We start from the raw sequence: 19,381 nt of genomic DNA, 5'->3' as shown, positions 1-19,381 counted from the left end.
TAAGAGGTGGCAGGGGCATGAGCCAGATCGAAGAATTACATCGCCGTATTGTTGCTGCAATGGATCGGATAGGGACCGGCGTCGATACGCTGCGGGATACGTCTCCGGTCAGCGGTGGTGCAGATGACGCTCTGCGGACGGCATTGGATGATGAACGTGTCGCCAATGCGCAGTTGGAAGAACGTCTGAAATCGCTGAAAGAGCGCCACGAACTAGAAGTCGACGCCATGCGATCGGACATGGAAAGGCTGCGAACCACGCCCGTTGAAAGCCCGGAAAACGGAGCATTGCGCGAACAATTGGCAGAGGCGCAGGCAAAACTGGCCTCGGTTGAGGCCGCCCGCGCCGAGTTGGCCGCGGCTAAGGCCGCGCTGGAAAATCAGGATGAGGTTGAGGCGCTAAAGGCCGAAAATGCTCAGCTCAAGGCCGCCGCGGCTGCGACACAGGGTGTCGAAGCCGAAAACGCGCGCCTGCGGTCTGAACTGGCGGACAGCGAACGCGTCGCCGAGTTGAGCGCCGAGCTGGATATGTTGCGCGCTGAGCGATCCAGTCACGGGGCGGCGATGTCCCGTCTGGATGACGATCTGCAACGCATGCGCAAGGCGAATGAACAGTTGCGGCAATCGGTGGATGAACTGCGCGCCGCCGCCGAAGACGGCGTGCCGGATGCTGATCTGCTTAACCGCGCAACAGTGGCCGAACTTGAGGCGACGCGCGCCGCACAAGCAACCGACGCTGCCGAAGCGCACGCAGTTCTGGCGCGGTTAGAGCCGTTGCTGTCGAAGGCGAAACTGGCAGAAGGAGAGGTTGAATAATGCCCGAATTGACTATTCAAATCGGTGGCCGCGGCTTTGATGTCTCGTGCCAGGAGGGGGAAGAGGCGTTCCTGCATTCGGCTGCCAAATTGCTGGATGACGAGGCGCAAGTTTTGTCCGATCAGATCGGGCGCATGCCAGAATCACGGATGCTGCTGATGGCCGGGCTGATGCTGGCCGACAAGGCCGCCGGAACCGATGACAAGATCAAGGCGCTCAAGGCAAAGCTGGCCGAGGTTGAGACCGAGCTTCGAACCCTCAGAAACATGCCACAGCCCGAGCCTGAGCGTATCGAGGTGGCCGTGGTACCTCCGTCAGTGACGGACACGCTGGCGGAAATAGCCGCGCGGGCCGAAGCCTTGGCATCCGTGATCGAGGAGAAGTCAGCGGGATGAACTCTGTAAAGACGGTCGCCTGCGCCGTGGCATTTGCTTTGCCCGGTGGCTTGGCTTGGGCTGAGATCGACATTCTGCCAGTGACATTCACATGCCAGAACGGCGTGCCATTGGAAGTGGCCTATTTCAACGCGCCGGACGGGTCGAGTGCAGCAGCAATGATGGTGGATAACCAATTGGTCACTCTGCGTCAGGTCCAAAGCGGTTCCGGCATACGCTATGAATCCAACGGAGGGACAGGGACGTACATCCTGCGCTCAAAAGGATGGGACGCAACGGTGAGCTTTCTGGCGACAGGATCGGATGCCGCCAGTGAGCAGGTCATTCTGGATAATTGCGTCAGCCGCTGATCAAGCGTTTGCTTCGCGGATCTTGTCGGCTGCTTCTTTGTTATAGCCGACACCGTTGTCGTCAAACAGCGTGTCCAACTCGCCAGAAAGGGTCATCTCGGTGATGATATCGCAGCCACCAACGAACTCGCCTTTGACGTACAGCTGAGGCACGGTCGGCCAGTCGGAATAATCCTTGATGCCCTGACGCACGTCTTCATCGGCCAGAACGTTCACGTCAGTGAAATCCACACCCATATAGTTCAGTACACCGGCCACACGGGACGAAAACCCGCACTGCGGCATGTCCTTCGTGCCTTTCATGTACAGCACAACATCATTGGCTTTGACGGTTTCGTCGATTTGGGTCTTAACGTCGCTCATCTTGCTTGTCCTTTTCACCCGCATCCGGGGCGGTCGTTTCATTCTGTGACGGGTCAGAGGTCCATCCTTCTTCCTCCAACCGTCGGTGTTCGGCTTGCGCCAGGGCCAGCGGATCCAGCCCGTATCTTTCTATGCCGCCAACCTTGCTGATCTTGTCCGGGTCCGGACGCATATCAGCGAGCTTACGTTTCCGATTGCGTTTCACATAGGCTTCGATCAGCGCGGCGGCAACTATCAATGCTGCGAGTACACCTATCCAGAATAGCCAACCGTTCATTTTTTCGGGGACATTGCTTTAGTATATTGCTGAGGATCTCGAGGTATCGGCATTGCACTAACGCCACCGCCTTTACCCGTGTCTGTTGTAGACGCAACTAAGCTTGCGTTCTGGCTGGGTGTTGCGCCGCGTTTCTGTTTGTATCGGGATTTGCCGAAAGTTGATTTCAGAATCAACACGAAACCGGCACATGCCAGTAAACCGCAAATCGTGTAAATCCAGAACGTGATCGTCATTCAGGCACTTTCGTCGTCAGCGCCAACGCGTGTAATTCTCCATCCGGGCCGTCCATTTTGCCTTTCAACGCAGCATAGACCGCGCGTTGTTGCTGCACCCGGTTTTTCCCGCGAAAGCTTTCGTCCACGACCATGGCGGACATATGCACGCCGTCATGCCCGCCGACCTGAATTTCCGCATCCGGAAAGGCTTCGCGAAGCAAGTGTTCGATTTCGTGGGTGCTCATCGGCATGTAGGTAACTCCTGAAGGTCTTTCCCAAGATGTAGAGCGCCGGGGCGGGGCGTGCAAGGGTGTGATGGTTGGCTTGAAACGACAAAACCTGCGCCGGTGTGGGCACAGGTTTTGCGAATAAGTTCCAAGCTATGATTAGGCCACAGCGGCGGCAAAGCTGTCGCGGAACGTGTCCGTCAACTCGGCCAGAGGGGCCTCGGAATTGCCGACCTTGACGGCGTCACCAGTAAAGCGACCGACCGAGACCAGTGGAACACCGGCCTGACCTGCTGCGATCATCAACGCCTCGGCCTGGTCAAAGTTGCAGGCAACCAGATATCGGGCCTGATCTTCGCCAAACAAAAACTCGGTCGAGGCTTCGTCGAGGTGAACGCCAACGCCTGCGGCTTCGGCCAGTTCGAAAGCCGCAAGGGCCAGACCACCATCACCCAGATCTGTGCAGGCTTTGATCATCTCGCGATTGGCGCGGATAAACTCACCATTGCGCTTTTCGGCGTCGAGATCGACATGCGGCGCGTCGCCGTCTTCGCGGTTGAACACTTCGGCCAGAAGAGCCGACTGACCCAGATGCCCATTTGTTTCGCCGATGACCAGCGCGACGTGGCCTTCGCGGACCTCGTTACCGATGATTTCGTCGGTGTGGTCCAACAGGCCAACCGCGCCAATGGTCGGGGTAGGCAGGATCGCTTGACCGTCGGTCTCATTATACAGCGACACGTTGCCCGACACGATGGGCATGTCCAGCGCGGCGACCGCAGCGCCGATACCCTGAATTGCGCCAACAAACTGGCCCATGATCTCGGGCTTTTCGGGGTTTCCGAAATTCAGGTTGTCGGTGGTGGCCAGTGGTTTTGCCCCAACGGCAGTCAGGTTGCGGTACGCTTCGGCGACGGCCTGCTTGCCACCCTCAACCGGGTTGGCGCGCACATAGCGGGGGGTGACATCGCTGGTGAAGGCCAATGCCTTGTCTGTGCCATGCACGCGAACCATGCCCGCACCCAGACCCGGCGTGCGCGCGGTGTCGGCCATGACCATGGTGTCGTATTGTTCGTACACCCATTGCTTGCCCGCATAGTTCGGCGAAGCGAGGAGGGCGCGCAGGCCGTCGATCGGGTCGATCTGCGGGACCTCGGCCAGTTCTTCGGCTTCGGGCGTAAGCTCCCACGGGCGGTCGTATTCCGGTGCGGTGGAAGACAGCTTCGACAGCACAAGATCGGCTTTAACCTCGCCGTTATGGACAATCAGGAAGCGATCTTCGGCGATGGTCTCGCCGACAATGGCAAAATCCAGATCCCATTTCTCGAACACGGCGCGGGCTTCTGCCTCAAGCTCAGGCTTCAGGACCATCAGCATGCGTTCCTGAGACTCAGACAGCATCATCTCGTACGCTGTCATATCCTCTTCGCGCTGAGGGACGTTCTCCAGATCGAGGCGCACGCCCAGACCACCTTTGTCGCCCATTTCAACGGCGGAACAGGTCAGACCCGCCGCACCCATGTCCTGGATTGAGATCACGGCACCGGTCTGCATCAGTTCCAGCGTCGCCTCCATCAGGCGCTTTTCGGTGAAGGGGTCGCCAACCTGAACGGTGGGGCGTTTTTCTTCGATCGTGTCGTCAAACTCGGCCGAGGCCATGGTTGCGCCGCCAACGCCGTCACGACCGGTTTTGGCACCCAGATAGACGACGGGCATGCCAACACCGGACGCTGCCGAGTAGAAAATCTTGTCACTGTCGGCCAGACCTGCGGCAAAGGCGTTCACAAGGCAGTTGCCGTTATAGGCGGGATGGAATCGCACTTCGCCGCCGACGCAGGGCACACCAAAGCAGTTACCGTAACCGCCAATGCCTTCGACGACGCCATTGACCAGCTGACGGGTCTTGTGATGGCCGGGTTCGCCAAAGGACAGGGCATTCATTGACGCAATGGGCCGCGCGCCCATGGTGAAAACATCGCGCAGGATGCCGCCAACACCGGTCGCAGCACCCTGATAGGGTTCGATGTATGACGGGTGATTGTGGCTTTCCATTTTGAAAACAACAGCTTGTCCGTCTCCGATATCAACGACCCCAGCATTTTCACCCGGACCACAGATCACCTGAGGGCCCGAAGTAGGCAGGGTGCGCAGCCACTTTTTCGAGGATTTGTACGAGCAATGCTCATTCCACATGGCGGAAAAGATGCCCAGTTCGGTAAAGGTCGGCTCGCGACCGATGATCTCAAGGATCATGTCGTATTCGTCGGGCTTCAGTCCGTGGGCGGCAATCAGATCCGGTGTGATGGCGGGCTCTTGCATCGTCTGTCCTGTTTTCAAGGTGGCCGAGATTGCGCGCCTTTTAGGGCAAGGGCGCGTCGGTGGAAAGGGTTAAGACCGGGGTTGGCGGGTTTCGCTTGGCGATCCGATCAAAAAAGGCCGCCTCGAGGGCGGCCTTTGTGCTGTTTGCAGTGTCAAAGTGCTATTTCGGAGCACCGTGTTCGGAACCCGGCTTCTGACCTTGCTGTTCCGCTTGTTGGTTGGCGGCCTCTCCGGCAGCTGCGCCAATAGCGGCCTTTTGTTCTTCGCTCAGATTGTCCGCGTCATCCAGACCGGGGATCGCAACGCGTACCTCGCGGCGGGCAAAGTCGATGCCATTTTCTTTGAACGCGGCCTTCACCCGGTTGAAGATTTCCTTGCGCAGGGTGAACTGCTTGCCTGGCTTGGCCATGAATTTGCCGCGGATGATCATGCCAACGTCGTCAAAATCAAACACGCCCTGCGACTTGAAGGGTTGCAGGAAGCCGTCCTTATGGGTTTCGTCCTCCATCATCTCGGCACCGATCTTCTTAAAGATCTTCTTGACCTTGTTGGGGTCGGTGTCGAAGGGCACGGTGAATTTCAGCTTCATGATGACCCAGTCGCGGCTGTAGTTGGTCAGCTTTTGAATCTCACCGTAGGGAATAGTGTGAACCGGCCCGCGGTGATGGCGCAGTTGCATTGAACGGATCGAGATTTTTTCGACCGTACCGGTGGTGCCGCCGACATCCACGTATTCTCCAACACGGAAGGCGTCATCGACCAGGAAGAAGATACCGCCCACGATATCGGCCACCAGCTTTTGTGCGCCAAAACCAATGGCCAGACCCAGGACACCAGCACCGGCCAGCAGGGGGGTGATGTTGATCCCCAACGCCCCAAGCGCCAGCAGCACAAAGATGACCGCGATAGCGACCTGAGCGGTCACACGCAGCAGGGGCAGGACGGTGGCCAATCGTGACCCGCCCGAGCCACCACCTTCGCCAGCCTCTTCATCCGGGCTTTGATCGGCTGCTTGTTCTTTGGCCAGACGGCGATTGACCCAAAGCGACACAAGCTCATTAAGGATGTACCCAACGGCGATAATGATAAAGAACTGGATCACCTTGCTGCCGGATTCATCACCTCCGCCCGCGATTTCCCGAAGATCAAGGTCCCACGCGTTGGCGATCATCAAGATGACCAGAATGCCAGCCAATACCCGTCCAATGCGAATATAGCTGCGCTTGGTCGATTTATACGCCTTTTCGGCAACCGGGCCTTCGCCCTGCATGGGTGGCTGCAGATGGCGCACCAAACCACGTATCAGCGTATCAAGCGCGGGTGCAATCAGCAGCCAGAACATGGTGGTGAAATGTGCACCCTGCAGCAACAAGGCGCGCAACATCGGGTCGCGCTGGGCAGCCAGGAACTCGACAAGTAGCCAGATCACCGCAGATACGCCGATGGCGAAATATGGGTAATAATGAGCGACTTCCTCGTCGAACTTGGTGTGGTCCGGGTCTGTCCCCAGCATCATCTGGGACAGGCCTTCACGGGCTTTCCAGGCAATCACTCCGATATAGATGTGGATTGCACCGTTCAGCCAGAACCCGATCCGGGTTTCACGCCCGGTGATGCCGTTTAATTCGTTGAAATGGATAATGAACAACGTCAACCCGATCAGGATCAACAGCCCGATCAGATTACGGTGCAGGTATTTTGCCCAGTGGTCGTCAATGTTGACCAGCCGATATTGGGGTTGGTTCGGGGCCAGTATGAACCGCGAGGCAGCCGCGCCAAGGCGTGGAACCCAGATCAGGTAAAGGACGAAAGGTGCGGCGTAGGTCAGTTGTTCAGGCGTCAACAATCCGCGTCCCAAGGCGCGGATCACGACATAAAAAACAACTAGCCCAGCAATCTCGCGGCAAAAGCGGCGAAACAGGAAGCTTACCGCACCCCAAAGGTCACTTTCCTCGGTCGCACTTGCTTGACTGTGCCATCTGTTGGTGAGCAGGTAGAAAAGCTTTTCCGCAATGTAGCCTGCAATCAAAACGCTCAGAATCAAACCCATCAGCGTAAGAGCGCCGCTTGATCCGAATGTGCTTATAAAGTTCTCGGCCGCATGGGCCTGAGCGCTGAATATATTCGGCACCGTGACCACGACCTGCGTCCAGGACGTCACCATTGCCGCCCAAATTGCGCCGATTTCCTTGATGGGATCTTCGCGATCCTCTGCTTCGGCAGCCTTTTGTTCAGCGACCGCGTCCAAACGCTCAAGCAAAATAGCGCGGACCTGATCGTCAGACATACGCGCGACCAGATCGTCCACCTGTTCAGGCGTCAGATCATCGGGAATGCTGATAGTGGTTGAGGAACCGGTCGATCCGCTATCCTGCGCAAGAACCGGCCCTGAAAGGCAAATGACGGAAAGTATCGCCAACAAAAGGCGAAGGGGCTGAAACATCGAATCTGTCCTCGAACACAAGTCTTCGTGAATTTTTCGTGATCATAGGTCTAAGTGCCCGAGTTTCCCAGATGTTTTGCCAGCCGAACACAGCGCGCGTTGCCGAATGGCCAAAAAAAAGGCCGAGCACTAAGCTCGGCCGTAGTCCAACAGGGAGGTATGAAGATGATGAGCGTTTCAGCATCACCGCCTTCGAGAGTTCATTTAGGGATCACTTTGTGAACGATCAAGAGATTTCAGAATGATTGCTGATCAACCCCGCTATGCCAGTGGTGCATAGCTAGAGTTTTCCCATCTGCTTCAATTGTTTGCGCTGCGTTATGATCTCATCCTGAACAAAGTCACGGAAGGCCGCGACGCGCTTGGAATGGCGCAGTTCCTCGGGATAGGCGAGGTATACGGGAACATCCGCACTTTCGATATCCGACAGGATCGGCGCGACATTGGGAAGCCCTTGGGTAACGTAGTCCGGCAGGACGCCAATACCCAAGTTATGCAGCACACCCTGAAGCACACCAAAATAATTGTTCACGGTCAGCAGGGATCCTGGATTGTACGTCATCAGATGGCGCACCATCGCAGCTCCCGCACCAACTTGCGGTGCTGAAGGTGTCTGACAGATCAGCCGGTGATTTTTGATTTCGTCCAAAGATTTCAGCATACCGCCATGGGTATCGATGTATTCCTGCGTCGCATACAGCTGCATCTGCACGGTCATCAGGCGTTTGCGGACCAGATCGGCCTGGCTGGGCTCTTTCATGCGGATGGCGACATCAGCCTCGCGCATGGGCAGGTCTAGCACGCGCTCTTCCAGCATCAGGTCGATATTGAGATCGGGGAACTGGTCGTACAGTTTCGGCAGGCGCGGTGCCAGCCAAAGCGTGCCAAAGCCGTACGTAGTTGTGACGCGCAGAACGCCAAACACTTCTTCTTCGCTGTCGCGAATGCGCGCAGCAGCAGCGTCCAGACGTTTTGTCATGGCCGAGGTTGCGTCAAACAACAACTCGCCCTGTTCTGTCAGGATCAACCCGCGCGCGTGGCGGTGGAACAGCGTCGAATCAAGCGACTCTTCCAACGCTCTGATCTGTCGGCTGACGGCCGATTGCGACAAGTTTAGCTTGTCACCCGCATGAGTCAGGCTGCCTGCATCCGCAACTGCGTGAAATATTCTAAGCTTGTCCCAATCCATCGCCGCAACTTTCGTTATCTTTCGAACTGCCTATATGAAATAGGTAGCAACTTCTACATTCAAACGGTGAAATCCTTAGGTTTCAGGGGATAAACCCTATGCAGGTCAGAATTTATGACCTAAAATGTAGAAATATATAGCACACTGATCTGACGTGGGGAGGCGTTTGATGAGTCAGCCGCAAATATCGCTAAATGATCGTTACGATCTGGATAAGAATCCAATTCTTTTGAACGGCACGCAGGCGCTGGTTCGCCTGATGCTGATGCAAAAGTCCCGGGATACGCAGGCAGGACTGAATACAGCTGGATTGGTGACCGGGTACCGCGGCTCACCGCTGGGCGCGGTGGACCTACAGATGACGCGGGCACAGAAACAGCTGACTGAAAGCGACATCACATTCCAGTACGGTTTGAACGAGGACCTAGCCGCCACAGCGCTTTGGGGCAGCCAGCAGGCTGGACTGCGCGGGGATGGGCGGTTCGATGGTGTTTTCGGTCTCTGGTACGGCAAGGGGCCGGGTGTAGACCGGTCCGGTGACGTGATGCGCCACGCAAATATGGCGGGTACGGCCAAACATGGCGGCGTGCTGGTGGCGATGGGTGATGACCATACTGGCGAAAGCTCGACCGTTCTGCATCAGTCGGAATGGTCTTTGGTTGATATGTACATGCCAATTGTCAGCCCTGCGGGTGTGCAAGAGATTTTAGACTATGGCGTTTACGGTTTCGCGCTCAGCCGGTTTTCGGGGCTTTGGGTTGGCCTGAAGACGATGAAGGACACGATTGAGGTCACGTCGGTCGTTGATGGCAGTGCTGACCGGATGAAGCTTGTCGTGCCCGAGTTCGACATGCCCGAGGGCGGATTGAACATACGTTTGGGCGACACGCCGCACCTGCAAGAAGGGCGGATCATCGACCACAAACGTTTCGCGGCCGAGATGTTCTCGCACGCCAACAAGATGGACAAGCGTGTGTGGGGCAAACCCGGCGCCAAGATCGGGTTTGTCGCGGCCGGCAAGAACTGGCTGGATCTGTCCCATGCCATGTCATTGCTGAACATCGACGCGGATGAGGCTGAACGGTTGGGGATCACAACCTACAAAATCGGCCAGACTTTCCCATTGGATATGACTGGATTTCACGACTGGGCTGAGGGACTGGACCTGATTGTTATCGTTGAAGAAAAGCGAAAATTGATCGAGGTTCAGGTCAAAGAAGCCATCTTTGACGACCGTCGCGGACGCCGGGTTTATGGCTGGTACAAGGGTGGGGCCGGGACTCTGCATCGCGAGGAACTGTTTCCGACCCGTGGTGCGCTTGATCCGAATATGATCGCCGAGAAGCTGGGTGAGATTCTGATCGAAGAGGGCCACGACACAGAAGGCGTCCGCGCCGGTTTGGCCAAACTGTCCGAGGCCCGCCGAGCCGACAACGCCGAAGAAATCGCGACTCGTCTGCCGTATTTCTGTTCGGGCTGTCCGCATAACAGTTCTACCAGGTTGCCCGACGGCAGTCGCGCCTACGCGGGTATTGGCTGTCATTATATGGTGCAATGGATGGACCGCGAGACCACCGGGTTCACGCAGATGGGGGGTGAGGGCGCAAACTGGATCGGCGAAGCGCCATTTTCGACCACCAAGCACGTGTTCCAGAACCTTGGTGACGGGACGTATAACCATTCCGGTGTGCAGGCGATCCGGGCGGCGTTGGCTGCGGGCACCAACATCACTTTCAAAATCCTGTTCAACGATGCGGTTGCCATGACCGGCGGCCAGGAAAACGAGGGCGGACTGTCGGCGGAACGGATTGTTGCAGAGGTCAAGGCTATGGGCGTGCAGAACGTGGCCGTAGTCTATGATGAAAAGGAAGATGTGAATTTCAAGGCGATGCCTGCTGGTGTGGAAACCTTTGAGCGCGCGGATTTGATGCGGGTACAAGAACAGTTCCGCGAGACCGAGGGTGTTTCGGTCATCGTCTACATCCAAACCTGCGCAGCCGAAAAACGGCGTCGGCGCAAACGAGGTGAGTTTCCTGACCCCGATAAGCGCGTATTCATCAATACCGACATTTGCGAGGGATGCGGCGATTGCGGCGTGCAATCGAACTGCGTCTCGATTGTGCCGAAAGAGACGGAGTTCGGTCGTAAACGGGCTATTGATCAATCAAGCTGCAACAAGGATTTCTCTTGCCTCAAAGGGTTTTGCCCGTCGTTCGTAACCTTGGAAGGCGCAAAAATCCGCAAGGAAGCAACCACCGATATCGATCTACCGGATCTACCTGAACCAGTGCTGCCTGAAATCAAAGGGACACATAACGTGGTGATCACTGGTGTTGGCGGCACAGGTGTGGTGACACTGGGTGCGATCCTGGCACAGGCGGCACAGATCGACGGTAAAGGCGCCGGAATGATGGAGATGGCAGGCCTTGCTCAAAAAGGTGGTGCCGTTCATATCCATTGTCGCTTGGCAAACCGGCCCGAGGATATCAGCGCCATTCGTGTTGCCACAGGTGAGGCACATGCACTGATCGGGGGCGATCTGGTTGTCTCTGCCGGGGCCAAGACGCTGGGTCTGACGCGCGCGGGTCAAACCGGGGCCGTGATCAACAATCATGAGACGGTGACCGGAGATTTCACCCGCGATACCGATTTCCGTATTCCGGGTGACCGGCTCGAACTGGCCTTGCAGGCGCGGTTGAAGGATGACGTCTCACTGTTTGACGCATCCGATCTGGCGCGCGCGGTAATGGGCGACTCGATCTATTCCAACATGATGGTTTTTGGTGCGGCCTGGCAGAAGGGCTTGTTGCCTATCAGCCATGATGCCGTAATTCAGGCCATCGAACTGAATGGAACTGCCGTCGAGCGCAACAAGCGTGCTTTTGACATTGGGCGTTGGGCGGTTCTGCACTCGCAAGAGGTCGCAGGCATTTTAGAGCCTAACGTGTCAGATATGCCAAGATCTTTGGAGCAAAAGATCGACTATCGTGCGCAGCACCTGACAGCGTATCAAAGCGGTCGGTTGGCCAAACGGTATCGCAAAATGGTGGACATGTTTGATGATGAAGCAATCCGCGAAGCCGTGGCAAAAGGCTATCATAAGTTGTTGTCATACAAGGATGAATACGAGGTTGCCCGGTTGATGTTGGGCAGCCACGAAAAAGCTGTGGCCGAGTTTGACGGGGATTTCAAAATGACCTTTCACCTGGCCCCGCCCATCCTTGGCGGAACTGGTGCTGACGGACGTCCGCGCAAACGTTCCTTCGGTGAGTGGATTTTGAAGCCGATGAAACTGCTCACGCGGTTGAAGTCACTGCGGGGAACACCTCTGGATATTTTTGGTTACAGTGCAGAACGGCGGATGGAACGCGCGTTGATCAAGCAATATGAAAATGATCTCAATGAGATAAAACCTCTTGTTACACCTCAGACCCGCGACGCAGTGATTGCGCTGGCGCAATTGCCGCTGGACATTCGCGGGTTCGGGCCGGTGTTGCAGGCCAACGAGGCCAAGGCGGCCAAACGGCGCGAGGAATTACTGGCCAGCATACGAAACGGAGGGCCAGAGCTGCGCGCTGCCGCCGAATAAACCGTAACGGGATTGTCACGAAACCTAGGCAAAATTGCCGCTTATACTTATCTTGCAGGCCGCAAACTCTCGGAGAGTCGTATGCCCTCGCGCCGCCATATCGCTCGTGACATATCCTATGCCTATTCAGCCGCAACCAAAGGGGGGCGGATGGTGATCAAGCTGATGGAGAACACCACTGGGCGTTTGCGCCTGATCAAGCGCGCAGACGGTTATGAGAAAGAGGTCGCCAAAGGGCGCGACTTTTGGTCGGTCATGGTGGGTCGCTATGGTCTGTCGCTGGATATTGTCGACGGTTCGTTGACGAATATTCCGACGACCGGGCCTCTGATTCTGATTGCCAATCATCCGTACGGTATTCTGGACGGGTTGATGATGGGCCACATCCTGTCTCAGACACGTGGCGATTTCCGAATTTTGGCCAATCACGTGTTTCGCAAAGCCGAGGATCTGAACAAGATCGTCCTGCCGATTTCGTTTGATGAAACCAAAGAGGCGATGAGACAGAACCTTGAGACGCGCAAAGCAGCGTTGAAATATTTGGACGAGGGCGGAGCCATCGGGATATTCCCGGGTGGTACGGTCAGCACCGGGCTCAAACCCTTTTCATACCCGATGGATCCGGGCTGGCGTGGGTTCACGGCAAGAATGGTGGCCAAATCGAACGCCACTGTAGTGCCGGTCTTCTTTGACGGCCACACGTCGCGCTTGTTTCAGATCGCCAGTCATTTGCACAATACTTTACGCATGGGACTGCTGATCAAAGAGTTCAAAAAACGCGTGGATACACCTGTCAAAGTGGTGATCGGAGAGCCCATCGGCCGCGACGTTCTGGACCCATTGGCCAGGGATACGCGCAAGATGATGGATTTCTTGCGCAAAGCCACGTATGAGCTGTCCCCGACGCCGTTGAAATCTTATGATTACGGCTATGAATTCGAGGAACGGCATCGCGCCTAAAGAGGCTAATGGCAGTAGGCATTTTTGATTCTGGTTTGGGCGGTTTAACCGTTCTTGACGCCGCGCAGAAACGTCTGCCGGACGTGGATTTTCTGTACTTTGCGGACAGCGCGCATGCGCCCTATGGCGTGCGGGACGCCGAGAATATCTATGATCTGACACGGCACGCTGTTTACAACTTGTGGGACCGTGGCTGCGATCTGGTGATTCTGGCCTGTAACACCGCCAGCGCCGCCGCGCTGCGTCGGATGCAGGAAGAGAGTGTGCCTGCTGGCAAGCGTGTCTTAGGCGTCTTCGTGCCCTTGATCGAGGCATTGACTGAGCGGCAGTGGGGCGACAACAGCCCTCCGCGTGAGGTTGCCGTAAAGCACGTTGCTTTGTTTGCCACGCCCGCAACGGTGTCTAGCCGAGCCTTCCAGCGAGAGCTGGCGTTTCGAGCCATCGGCGTAGACGTCGAGGCGCAAGCGTGCGGCGGCGTGGTTGATGCCATCGAAGACGGCGACATGATCTTGGCCGAGGCACTGGTACGCAGCCATGTTGATGCGCTGAAACGGAAAATGCCAGAACCGCAAGCAGCCATTCTGGGTTGCACGCATTACCCGTTGATGGCGGAAACCTTTCAGGCCGCCTTGGGCCCGGATGTTCAGGTTTACAGTCAGGGCGCCTTGGTTGCTGAAAGCCTTAGGGATTACCTTCAACGTCACCCCAACATGCAGGGTGAAGGCAAGGGCGGCTTCTTGACGACAGGAAAGCCAGATTTTGTCAGCGACCGGGCGACGCAGTTCCTCCGACGACAAATTTCGTTCGAGGCCGCCTGACTTAGGTCAAGGACGCTGCTGCACACTCTCCTTTATTCGAAGACCGTCACATCGGCGGTCGTGATTTGTGACACACTGGATCAAGAGGTCTGACATGACCCATAAAATCGCAATTCTGGGTGCTTCGGGTTATACCGGCGCCGAACTGGTGCGGCTGATCGCCGAGCACCCGAATATGGAAATCACTGCCTTGGCCGCCGAGCGGAAGGCCGGCATGTCAATGGCACAGGTCTTTCCGCATCTGCGTCACATGGATTTGCCAGACCTGTGCAAAATCTCTGAGATCGACTTTTCCACGGTCGACCTGTGTTTCTGCGCCTTGCCACACAAAACTAGCCAAGAGGTCATTCGTGACCTGCCGCAAAACCTCAAAATCGTTGATCTGTCCGCGGATTTCCGTCTGCGTGACCCGAATGAATACGAAAAATGGTACGGAAACCCGCACACCGCGCTGCAACAGCAGGACGAGGCCGTCTATGGCCTGACCGAGTTCTACCGGGATGACATCCGTAATGCGCGGTTGGTCGCGGGAACCGGGTGTAATGCAGCGACGGGTCAGTATGTGCTGCGTCCGTTGATTTCTGCAGGTGTTATCGATTTGGATGATATCGTGCTGGATCTGAAATGCGCCGTTTCCGGCGCAGGCCGGTCGCTGAAGGAAAATCTGCTGCATGCGGAACTCAGCGAAGGCTACAATGCGTATGCCGTTGGCGGTACGCACCGGCATCTGGGTGAGTTCGATCAGGAATTCTCGGCACTGGCGGGGCGTACGGTGCATGTGCAGTTCACGCCGCACCTGATCCCGGCTAACCGGGGAATTCTTGCGACGACTTACGTCAAAGGGGACTCGGCAAGTGTTTATGAGACACTTGCCAAAGCCTATGAAGATGAACCCTTTATTCAGATGTTGCCGTTCGGCGAAACACCTTCGACCCACCATGTGCGCGGTTCGAATTTCTGCCATATCGGTGTTGTCGGCGATCGGATCGAACGCCGCGCCATCGTGATCGGCGCATTGGATAACCTGACAAAAGGTAGCAGCGGCCAAGCCTTGCAGAACGCCAACCTGATGTTAGGTGAAGATGAAACCCGGGGGCTGATGATGGCCCCGCTATTCCCGTGAGGACGGTATGAAAACGCTCAAGAAACGTCGTCGAGTACAAGTCATTCTTCTGGCCGTCGTGGCTTTGGTCTTGGCGACGGGGTTGATTGGGTTTGCGATGCGCGATGGCATTAACTTTTTCCGCTCTCCCAGTCAGGTGATTGCTGAACCCCCGAAACCGACAGAAGTGTTTCGTATCGGCGGTCTGGTCGAGGAAGGCTCGATCATTCGCGGGCAGGGCGAGACGGTGCGTTTCGTCGTGACCGATGGCGGTGAAAGTGTGCCGGTGGCGTTTACCGGGGTTCTGCCGGATCTGTTTGCGGAAAACCAGGGCATGGTAGGGACGGGTTCTTACGTGAACGGTGTATTCGAAGCCACAGAAATTCTTGCAAAACACGACGAAACGTACATGCCGAAAGAGGTGGTCGACGCCCTGAAAGAACAGGGTGTTTACAAAGAGGCTGGTGAAAGTTGATTTACCTTAGCTGACAAGCAAGAACTGATGGGCGTTGCGCATGCAGCGCCCTTTTTCATTGCGCCAAATTAACCGGTTAGCCTCAGCGTTTGGTCAACGGCAGGCGGAGGGTGCGATGCAGACGGTGCGACAGATTGCAACTGAGATCGTGGCGCGAGAAGGTGGCTTTGTGGACGATTCGGACGATCCCGGTGGCGCGACGAAATACGGGGTGACCATTCACACGATGCGGCGTCTCGGGCTTGATCTTTCAGGTGACGGGATAATCAACCGCACCGATGTTCGGATGCTCAGCAAATCTCAGGCCATTGATATTTTCGTGCAGCATTATTTTGAACAACCGCGGTTGGACCTCTTGCCGCACGAATTGCGGGCTTCGGTTTTTGACATGTATGTCAACGCTGGCAGTCACGCGGTCAAAATCCTGCAACGTCTGTTGCGCGATATGGGGTTCGAAATCGTGGTTGATGGGGCAATTGGTCCCAAAACCGCGCAGGCCTGCCGGGATGCGGCTGACCCCGATCCGGACGCACTCAGGGATGCGTACGGTGTGGCGCGGCGGAACTACTATTTCCGTCTGGCAGATCACCGGCCTGCGTCACGCAAATATGCCCGCACACGGGCGGGTCGCAAGGGGGGGTGGATTCGCCGGGCCGAGGAGTTTGTTTCGCCGATTTACCACCTGAGTGACGCGGAATTTCAAGCGAGGGTTTCAGGATGGGTTTGATCTCGGACATGTTGACGTTTTTGTTTGGCGGTGGCCGTAATGTCGTGCGGGAAACTGCTGAAATATTTTGGGAAAATGCTGAAAACGGGGCAGAGCGTGGTCTGGCTTTGCGACAGCAGGCGATGATTCAGTTCGGAGATGAATTTGAGGGCCCGAATAAGGGCGCGTTTGACCGGTTCATGGATGGGCTCAACCGTCTGCCGCGACCGGCTATGGCACTTGGTACTTTGGGTTTGTTTGTCGCGGCGATGGTTGATCCGCTGTGGTTTGCGGCCCGAATGCAGGGGATTGCCCTGGTACCGGAACCCCTGTGGTGGTTGCTGGGGGTGATTGTGTCCTTCTATTTCGGCGCGCGTCATCAGGCCAAGGTGCAGGATCTGCAGCGAGAGATCACTGCCACGATGCAGCGCACGCCTCAGGTTTTAGAAAACCTGCAAGCCCTGAAGGTAATGCACGGCGACGCTGTCGGCGCAGCAAATCCCGGAACGGACGCCGCGTTGGCGGAAAAAGCAGGCCGTCCTGATGCAAATCCGGCGCTTGAGGATTGGCGACGCAATCGCGTGGCCTAAACCGCGACACTATGCTCGCCCCAAAGGGGCGAAAGTGATTGGTGCTTGCCCCGGAACAGGAATATACCCGGGCCATGATTACCGAACTTGGCCACTTTGCCCTGATCCTCGCTTTTCTGGTTGCCATCGTGCAATCGGTGGTTCCACTGATAGGCGCAGCGAAACGCTGGCCTAGCTGGATGAATTTCGCTGAACCGGCGGCAATCATTCAATTTACGATGGTTGCCTTTTCGTTCGGTGCGCTGGTCTGGGCCTTTGTGACGTCCGATTTCTCGTTGAGGATCGTGGTTGAAAACAGTCACTCGGCCAAACCAATGTTGTACAAGATCAGCGGAACATGGGGTAACCACGAAGGCTCGATGCTGTTGTGGGTTCTTATCGTGTCCTTGTTTGGCGCGATGGCCGCGTTTTTTGGGGGCGGTTTGCCGCCGACTTTGAAGGCGCGGGTATTGGCGGTGCAAGGGGCAATTGGGGTCGCGTTTTTCGCGTTTATCCTATTCACCTCGAACCCATTTGACCGGCTGATCGTGGCCCCCTTTGACGGGCGCGATCTAAACCCGTTGCTGCAAGACCCCGGTTTGGCCTTTCATCCGCCGTTTCTGTATCTGGGCTATGTGGGGCTGAGCATGGCGTTCAGCTTTGCCGTCGCCGCCCTGATCGAAGGGCGCGTAGACGCCGCGTGGGGCCGCTGGGTACGCCCATGGACGCTGGCGGCTTGGGTTTTTCTGACCATCGGTATCGCGCTGGGGTCCTGGTGGGCCTATTACGAGCTCGGCTGGGGCGGGTTCTGGTTCTGGGATCCGGTCGAAAATGCGTCGTTTATGCCATGGCTGCTGGCCGCTGCGCTGTTGCATTCGGCCATCGTCGTGGAAAAACGCGAGTCGTTGAAAAGCTGGACGATCCTGCTGGCAATCATTGCTTTTGGCTTTTCGCTGATTGGTACCTTCATTGTGCGTTCGGGCCTTCTGACTTCGGTCCATGCGTTTGCCAATGACCCCGAGCGTGGCGTGTTCATCCTGATTATCCTCGTGATCTTCATCGGCGGCGCGCTGACCCTGTTTGCCGCGCGGGCGCAGGCGATGGAGGCCAAAGGCGTTTTTGGTATGGTTAGCCGAGAAAGCGCGCTGGTGTTGAACAATATCCTGCTGGCCGTCAGCTGTTTCGTCGTATTCGTCGGAACAATGTGGCCGATGGTGGCTGAGATGGCCTTTGACCGCAAACTCTCGGTCGGCGCGCCGTTCTTCAATTCGGCATTTACGCCCTTCATGGTGGCGTTAGGGATTGCATTGCCAGTGGGTGCGATGTTGCCGTGGAAGCGCGGCAAGCTTGGCAAAACTGCCTATTCGCTGCGCTATGCCTTTGTTCTGGCCGTTGCGCTGGCATTGCTGGTCTGGGCAATTCAAACAGGGCGCAGTGCGCTGGGTCCGGTTGGGCTGTTCCTGGGCGTGTGGATCACCTTTGGCGCGGCGGTTGATTTGTGGAGCCGTACGGGCCGCAAAGGCAATCTGAAACGTCTGTTTCGTTTGCCCGGTGCGGATTGGGGCAAGGCCGTTGCTCATACAGGCATGGGCGTGACCATGTTCGCCATCGCCGGGTTGACCGCGTGGGAGGTCGAAGACATTCGTGTTGCACAACCAGGTCAGCCGTTCGAGGTGGGGCAGTTTACTCTGACTTTGGAAGACGTCCGGCTTGTGGAAGGGCCAAACTATTTCTCGACCACTGCTGACGTTCGGGTCGAAAAGCATGGACGGCCTATGGGAACATTGCATCCTGAAAAGCGCGATTACCCAGTGGCACGGATGCCCACGACCGAAGCTGCGATTGATTATCGGTTCCTGGGGGATCTTTACGTGGTAATCGGCGATCAGCAAGCGGATGGTGGCTGGGTCATGCGGACCTATATCAAGCCGCTGGCCAACTGGATCTGGGGTGGGTGTATCCTGATGGCTCTGGGCGGGCTGCTCAGCCTGTCGGACCGCCGGTTCCGTGTGGCGGCAGGTGCGCGCAAGGCGCCATCGGGCGGAGTACCTGCGGAATGAAACGTCTGGTCCTGATCCTGTCCCTCATCGCGTCGCCCCTGTTTGCCGTACAGCCGGACGAAGTGCTGGACGATCCAGCGCTGGAACAGCGGGCGCGCGACCTTAGCACCGGCCTTCGCTGTCTGGTTTGCCGCAACGAGAGCATCGACGAAAGCAACGCCGAACTGGCCCGTGACTTGCGCCTGTTGTTGCGTGAGCGACTGGTGGCCGGGGACACGGATGACGAGGCAATCGCTTTCATTGTCGATCGCTACGGCGAATATGTCTTGCTGAAGCCAACCACTTCGGGATCGAATCTGATGCTGTGGCTTGCGGGCCCGATCATGTTGTTGATCGCAGCCCTCATGGGCTGGAGTTTCCTGCGCAAACGGTCCCGGGTTCAGGTCACGGGTGAAAAGGACACGCTCAGCGAGGCTGAGAAAGAGCGTTTGCGCCAGATTCTTGAAGACTGACCCCGCGTTCATCTTTTCCTTCCCCTCCATTTCGGTCAGGGTTCCGAAAAGTTT

General features: G+C 56.8%; 18 protein-coding genes. 12 read left to right on the top strand and 6 right to left on the bottom strand.

Annotated elements, in window-relative coordinates:
* Positions 1–17: 17 nt before the first annotated feature.
* The 3 genes from ACR0LY_RS03915 to ACR0LY_RS03905 are packed head-to-tail and all read left to right on the top strand — an operon-like array spanning position 18 to position 1,560.
* Positions 18–815: a hypothetical protein gene (locus ACR0LY_RS03915; RefSeq protein ID WP_170348589.1), complete on the top strand. Its 798-nt coding sequence runs from the start codon at positions 18–20 to the stop codon at positions 813–815.
* On the top strand, positions 815–1,210 hold the full coding sequence (locus tag ACR0LY_RS03910; RefSeq protein ID WP_170348590.1) for a cell division protein ZapA: 396 nt from the start codon (positions 815–817) through the stop codon (positions 1,208–1,210). Before ACR0LY_RS03915 ends, ACR0LY_RS03910 begins: the two co-directional genes overlap by 1 nt.
* Positions 1,207–1,560, top strand: coding sequence for an MliC family protein (locus tag ACR0LY_RS03905; protein WP_170348591.1), 354 nt, complete (start codon positions 1,207–1,209; stop codon positions 1,558–1,560). The genes ACR0LY_RS03910 and ACR0LY_RS03905 overlap by 4 nt, the downstream gene beginning before the upstream one ends.
* Here ACR0LY_RS03905 and grxD read toward each other — a convergent pair whose 3' ends face one another.
* The 6 genes from grxD to ACR0LY_RS03875 form a co-directional block, all read right to left on the bottom strand.
* Positions 1,561–1,923 (bottom strand): Grx4 family monothiol glutaredoxin, encoded by a 363-nt coding sequence (gene grxD, locus ACR0LY_RS03900; protein WP_170348592.1) that lies wholly within the window; start codon positions 1,921–1,923, stop codon positions 1,561–1,563.
* Entirely contained in the window at positions 1,910–2,200 is a 291-nt protein-coding gene (locus ACR0LY_RS03895; protein WP_170348593.1) for a hypothetical protein, read from the bottom strand. Before ACR0LY_RS03895 ends, grxD begins: the two co-directional genes overlap by 14 nt.
* 232 nt (positions 2,201–2,432) lie before the next feature.
* Positions 2,433–2,669, bottom strand: a complete 237-nt coding sequence (locus tag ACR0LY_RS03890) for a BolA/IbaG family iron-sulfur metabolism protein (protein WP_170348594.1) — start codon at positions 2,667–2,669, stop codon at positions 2,433–2,435.
* A gap of 135 nt (positions 2,670–2,804) precedes the next feature.
* The gene (purL, locus tag ACR0LY_RS03885; protein WP_170348595.1) at positions 2,805–4,964 is read right to left on the bottom strand and encodes a phosphoribosylformylglycinamidine synthase subunit PurL; all 2,160 of its coding nucleotides are present in this window, start codon (positions 4,962–4,964) and stop codon (positions 2,805–2,807) included.
* A 160-nt stretch (positions 4,965–5,124) separates the two neighbouring features.
* Positions 5,125–7,407, bottom strand: coding sequence for a mechanosensitive ion channel family protein (locus ACR0LY_RS03880; protein WP_170348596.1), 2,283 nt, complete (start codon positions 7,405–7,407; stop codon positions 5,125–5,127).
* A gap of 280 nt (positions 7,408–7,687) precedes the next feature.
* A complete protein-coding gene (locus ACR0LY_RS03875; RefSeq protein ID WP_170348597.1) occupies positions 7,688–8,596 on the bottom strand; it encodes a LysR family transcriptional regulator in 909 nt (302 codons plus the stop codon).
* A 169-nt stretch (positions 8,597–8,765) separates the two neighbouring features.
* On the opposite strand from ACR0LY_RS03875, the gene ACR0LY_RS03870 reads away from it, so the two are divergent.
* The 9 genes from ACR0LY_RS03870 to ACR0LY_RS03830 all read left to right on the top strand — a co-directional run bounded on the left by ACR0LY_RS03870 (position 8,766) and on the right by ACR0LY_RS03830 (position 19,327).
* Positions 8,766–12,185, top strand: a complete 3,420-nt coding sequence (locus ACR0LY_RS03870) for an indolepyruvate ferredoxin oxidoreductase family protein (RefSeq protein WP_170348598.1) — start codon at positions 8,766–8,768, stop codon at positions 12,183–12,185.
* Between the two features lie 81 nt (positions 12,186–12,266).
* Positions 12,267–13,145, top strand: coding sequence for a lysophospholipid acyltransferase family protein (locus ACR0LY_RS03865; RefSeq protein ID WP_170348599.1), 879 nt, complete (start codon positions 12,267–12,269; stop codon positions 13,143–13,145).
* A gap of 8 nt (positions 13,146–13,153) precedes the next feature.
* The gene (locus ACR0LY_RS03860) at positions 13,154–13,963 is read left to right on the top strand and encodes a glutamate racemase (RefSeq protein WP_170348600.1); all 810 of its coding nucleotides are present in this window, start codon (positions 13,154–13,156) and stop codon (positions 13,961–13,963) included.
* Positions 13,964–14,057: 94 nt separating this feature from the next.
* Positions 14,058–15,086 (top strand): N-acetyl-gamma-glutamyl-phosphate reductase, encoded by a 1,029-nt coding sequence (gene argC / locus ACR0LY_RS03855; RefSeq protein WP_170348601.1) that lies wholly within the window; start codon positions 14,058–14,060, stop codon positions 15,084–15,086.
* A gap of 7 nt (positions 15,087–15,093) precedes the next feature.
* A complete protein-coding gene (gene ccmE / locus ACR0LY_RS03850) occupies positions 15,094–15,540 on the top strand; it encodes a cytochrome c maturation protein CcmE (RefSeq protein ID WP_170348602.1) in 447 nt (148 codons plus the stop codon).
* A 115-nt stretch (positions 15,541–15,655) separates the two neighbouring features.
* Positions 15,656–16,267, top strand: a complete 612-nt coding sequence (locus ACR0LY_RS03845) for a holin-associated N-acetylmuramidase (RefSeq protein ID WP_170348603.1) — start codon at positions 15,656–15,658, stop codon at positions 16,265–16,267.
* Positions 16,258–16,836: a holin family protein gene (locus ACR0LY_RS03840; RefSeq protein WP_170348604.1), complete on the top strand. Its 579-nt coding sequence runs from the start codon at positions 16,258–16,260 to the stop codon at positions 16,834–16,836. The genes ACR0LY_RS03845 and ACR0LY_RS03840 overlap by 10 nt, the downstream gene beginning before the upstream one ends.
* A 74-nt stretch (positions 16,837–16,910) precedes the next feature.
* Positions 16,911–18,875, top strand: coding sequence for a heme lyase CcmF/NrfE family subunit (locus ACR0LY_RS03835; RefSeq protein ID WP_170348605.1), 1,965 nt, complete (start codon positions 16,911–16,913; stop codon positions 18,873–18,875).
* Positions 18,872–19,327 (top strand): cytochrome c-type biogenesis protein, encoded by a 456-nt coding sequence (locus ACR0LY_RS03830; RefSeq protein WP_170348606.1) that lies wholly within the window; start codon positions 18,872–18,874, stop codon positions 19,325–19,327. Before ACR0LY_RS03835 ends, ACR0LY_RS03830 begins: the two co-directional genes overlap by 4 nt.
* Positions 19,328–19,381 lie beyond the last annotated feature (54 nt).

This window comes from Ruegeria sp. BC5 (assembly GCF_056539205.1).
Note: the sequence above shows the minus strand (reverse complement) of the source record. Positions and strands in the feature narration are given on the sequence as shown.

Coding starts and splice junctions, on each gene's coding strand:
- ACR0LY_RS03915 (WP_170348589.1), top strand. CDS start 18: ATGAGCCAGATCGAAGAATTACATCGCCGTATTGTTGCTGCAATGGAT.
- ACR0LY_RS03890 (WP_170348594.1), bottom strand. CDS start 2,669: ATGCCGATGAGCACCCACGAAATCGAACACTTGCTTCGCGAAGCCTTT.
- ACR0LY_RS03880 (WP_170348596.1), bottom strand. CDS start 7,407: ATGTTTCAGCCCCTTCGCCTTTTGTTGGCGATACTTTCCGTCATTTGC.
- ACR0LY_RS03865 (WP_170348599.1), top strand. CDS start 12,267: ATGCCCTCGCGCCGCCATATCGCTCGTGACATATCCTATGCCTATTCA.
- ACR0LY_RS03870 (WP_170348598.1), top strand. CDS start 8,766: ATGAGTCAGCCGCAAATATCGCTAAATGATCGTTACGATCTGGATAAG.
- ACR0LY_RS03860 (WP_170348600.1), top strand. CDS start 13,154: ATGGCAGTAGGCATTTTTGATTCTGGTTTGGGCGGTTTAACCGTTCTT.
- ACR0LY_RS03895 (WP_170348593.1), bottom strand. CDS start 2,200: ATGAACGGTTGGCTATTCTGGATAGGTGTACTCGCAGCATTGATAGTT.
- argC (WP_170348601.1), top strand. CDS start 14,058: ATGACCCATAAAATCGCAATTCTGGGTGCTTCGGGTTATACCGGCGCC.
- ACR0LY_RS03845 (WP_170348603.1), top strand. CDS start 15,656: ATGCAGACGGTGCGACAGATTGCAACTGAGATCGTGGCGCGAGAAGGT.
- ccmE (WP_170348602.1), top strand. CDS start 15,094: ATGAAAACGCTCAAGAAACGTCGTCGAGTACAAGTCATTCTTCTGGCC.
- ACR0LY_RS03875 (WP_170348597.1), bottom strand. CDS start 8,596: ATGGATTGGGACAAGCTTAGAATATTTCACGCAGTTGCGGATGCAGGC.
- purL (WP_170348595.1), bottom strand. CDS start 4,964: ATGCAAGAGCCCGCCATCACACCGGATCTGATTGCCGCCCACGGACTG.
- ACR0LY_RS03910 (WP_170348590.1), top strand. CDS start 815: ATGCCCGAATTGACTATTCAAATCGGTGGCCGCGGCTTTGATGTCTCG.
- grxD (WP_170348592.1), bottom strand. CDS start 1,923: ATGAGCGACGTTAAGACCCAAATCGACGAAACCGTCAAAGCCAATGAT.
- ACR0LY_RS03905 (WP_170348591.1), top strand. CDS start 1,207: ATGAACTCTGTAAAGACGGTCGCCTGCGCCGTGGCATTTGCTTTGCCC.
- ACR0LY_RS03840 (WP_170348604.1), top strand. CDS start 16,258: ATGGGTTTGATCTCGGACATGTTGACGTTTTTGTTTGGCGGTGGCCGT.
- ACR0LY_RS03835 (WP_170348605.1), top strand. CDS start 16,911: ATGATTACCGAACTTGGCCACTTTGCCCTGATCCTCGCTTTTCTGGTT.
- ACR0LY_RS03830 (WP_170348606.1), top strand. CDS start 18,872: ATGAAACGTCTGGTCCTGATCCTGTCCCTCATCGCGTCGCCCCTGTTT.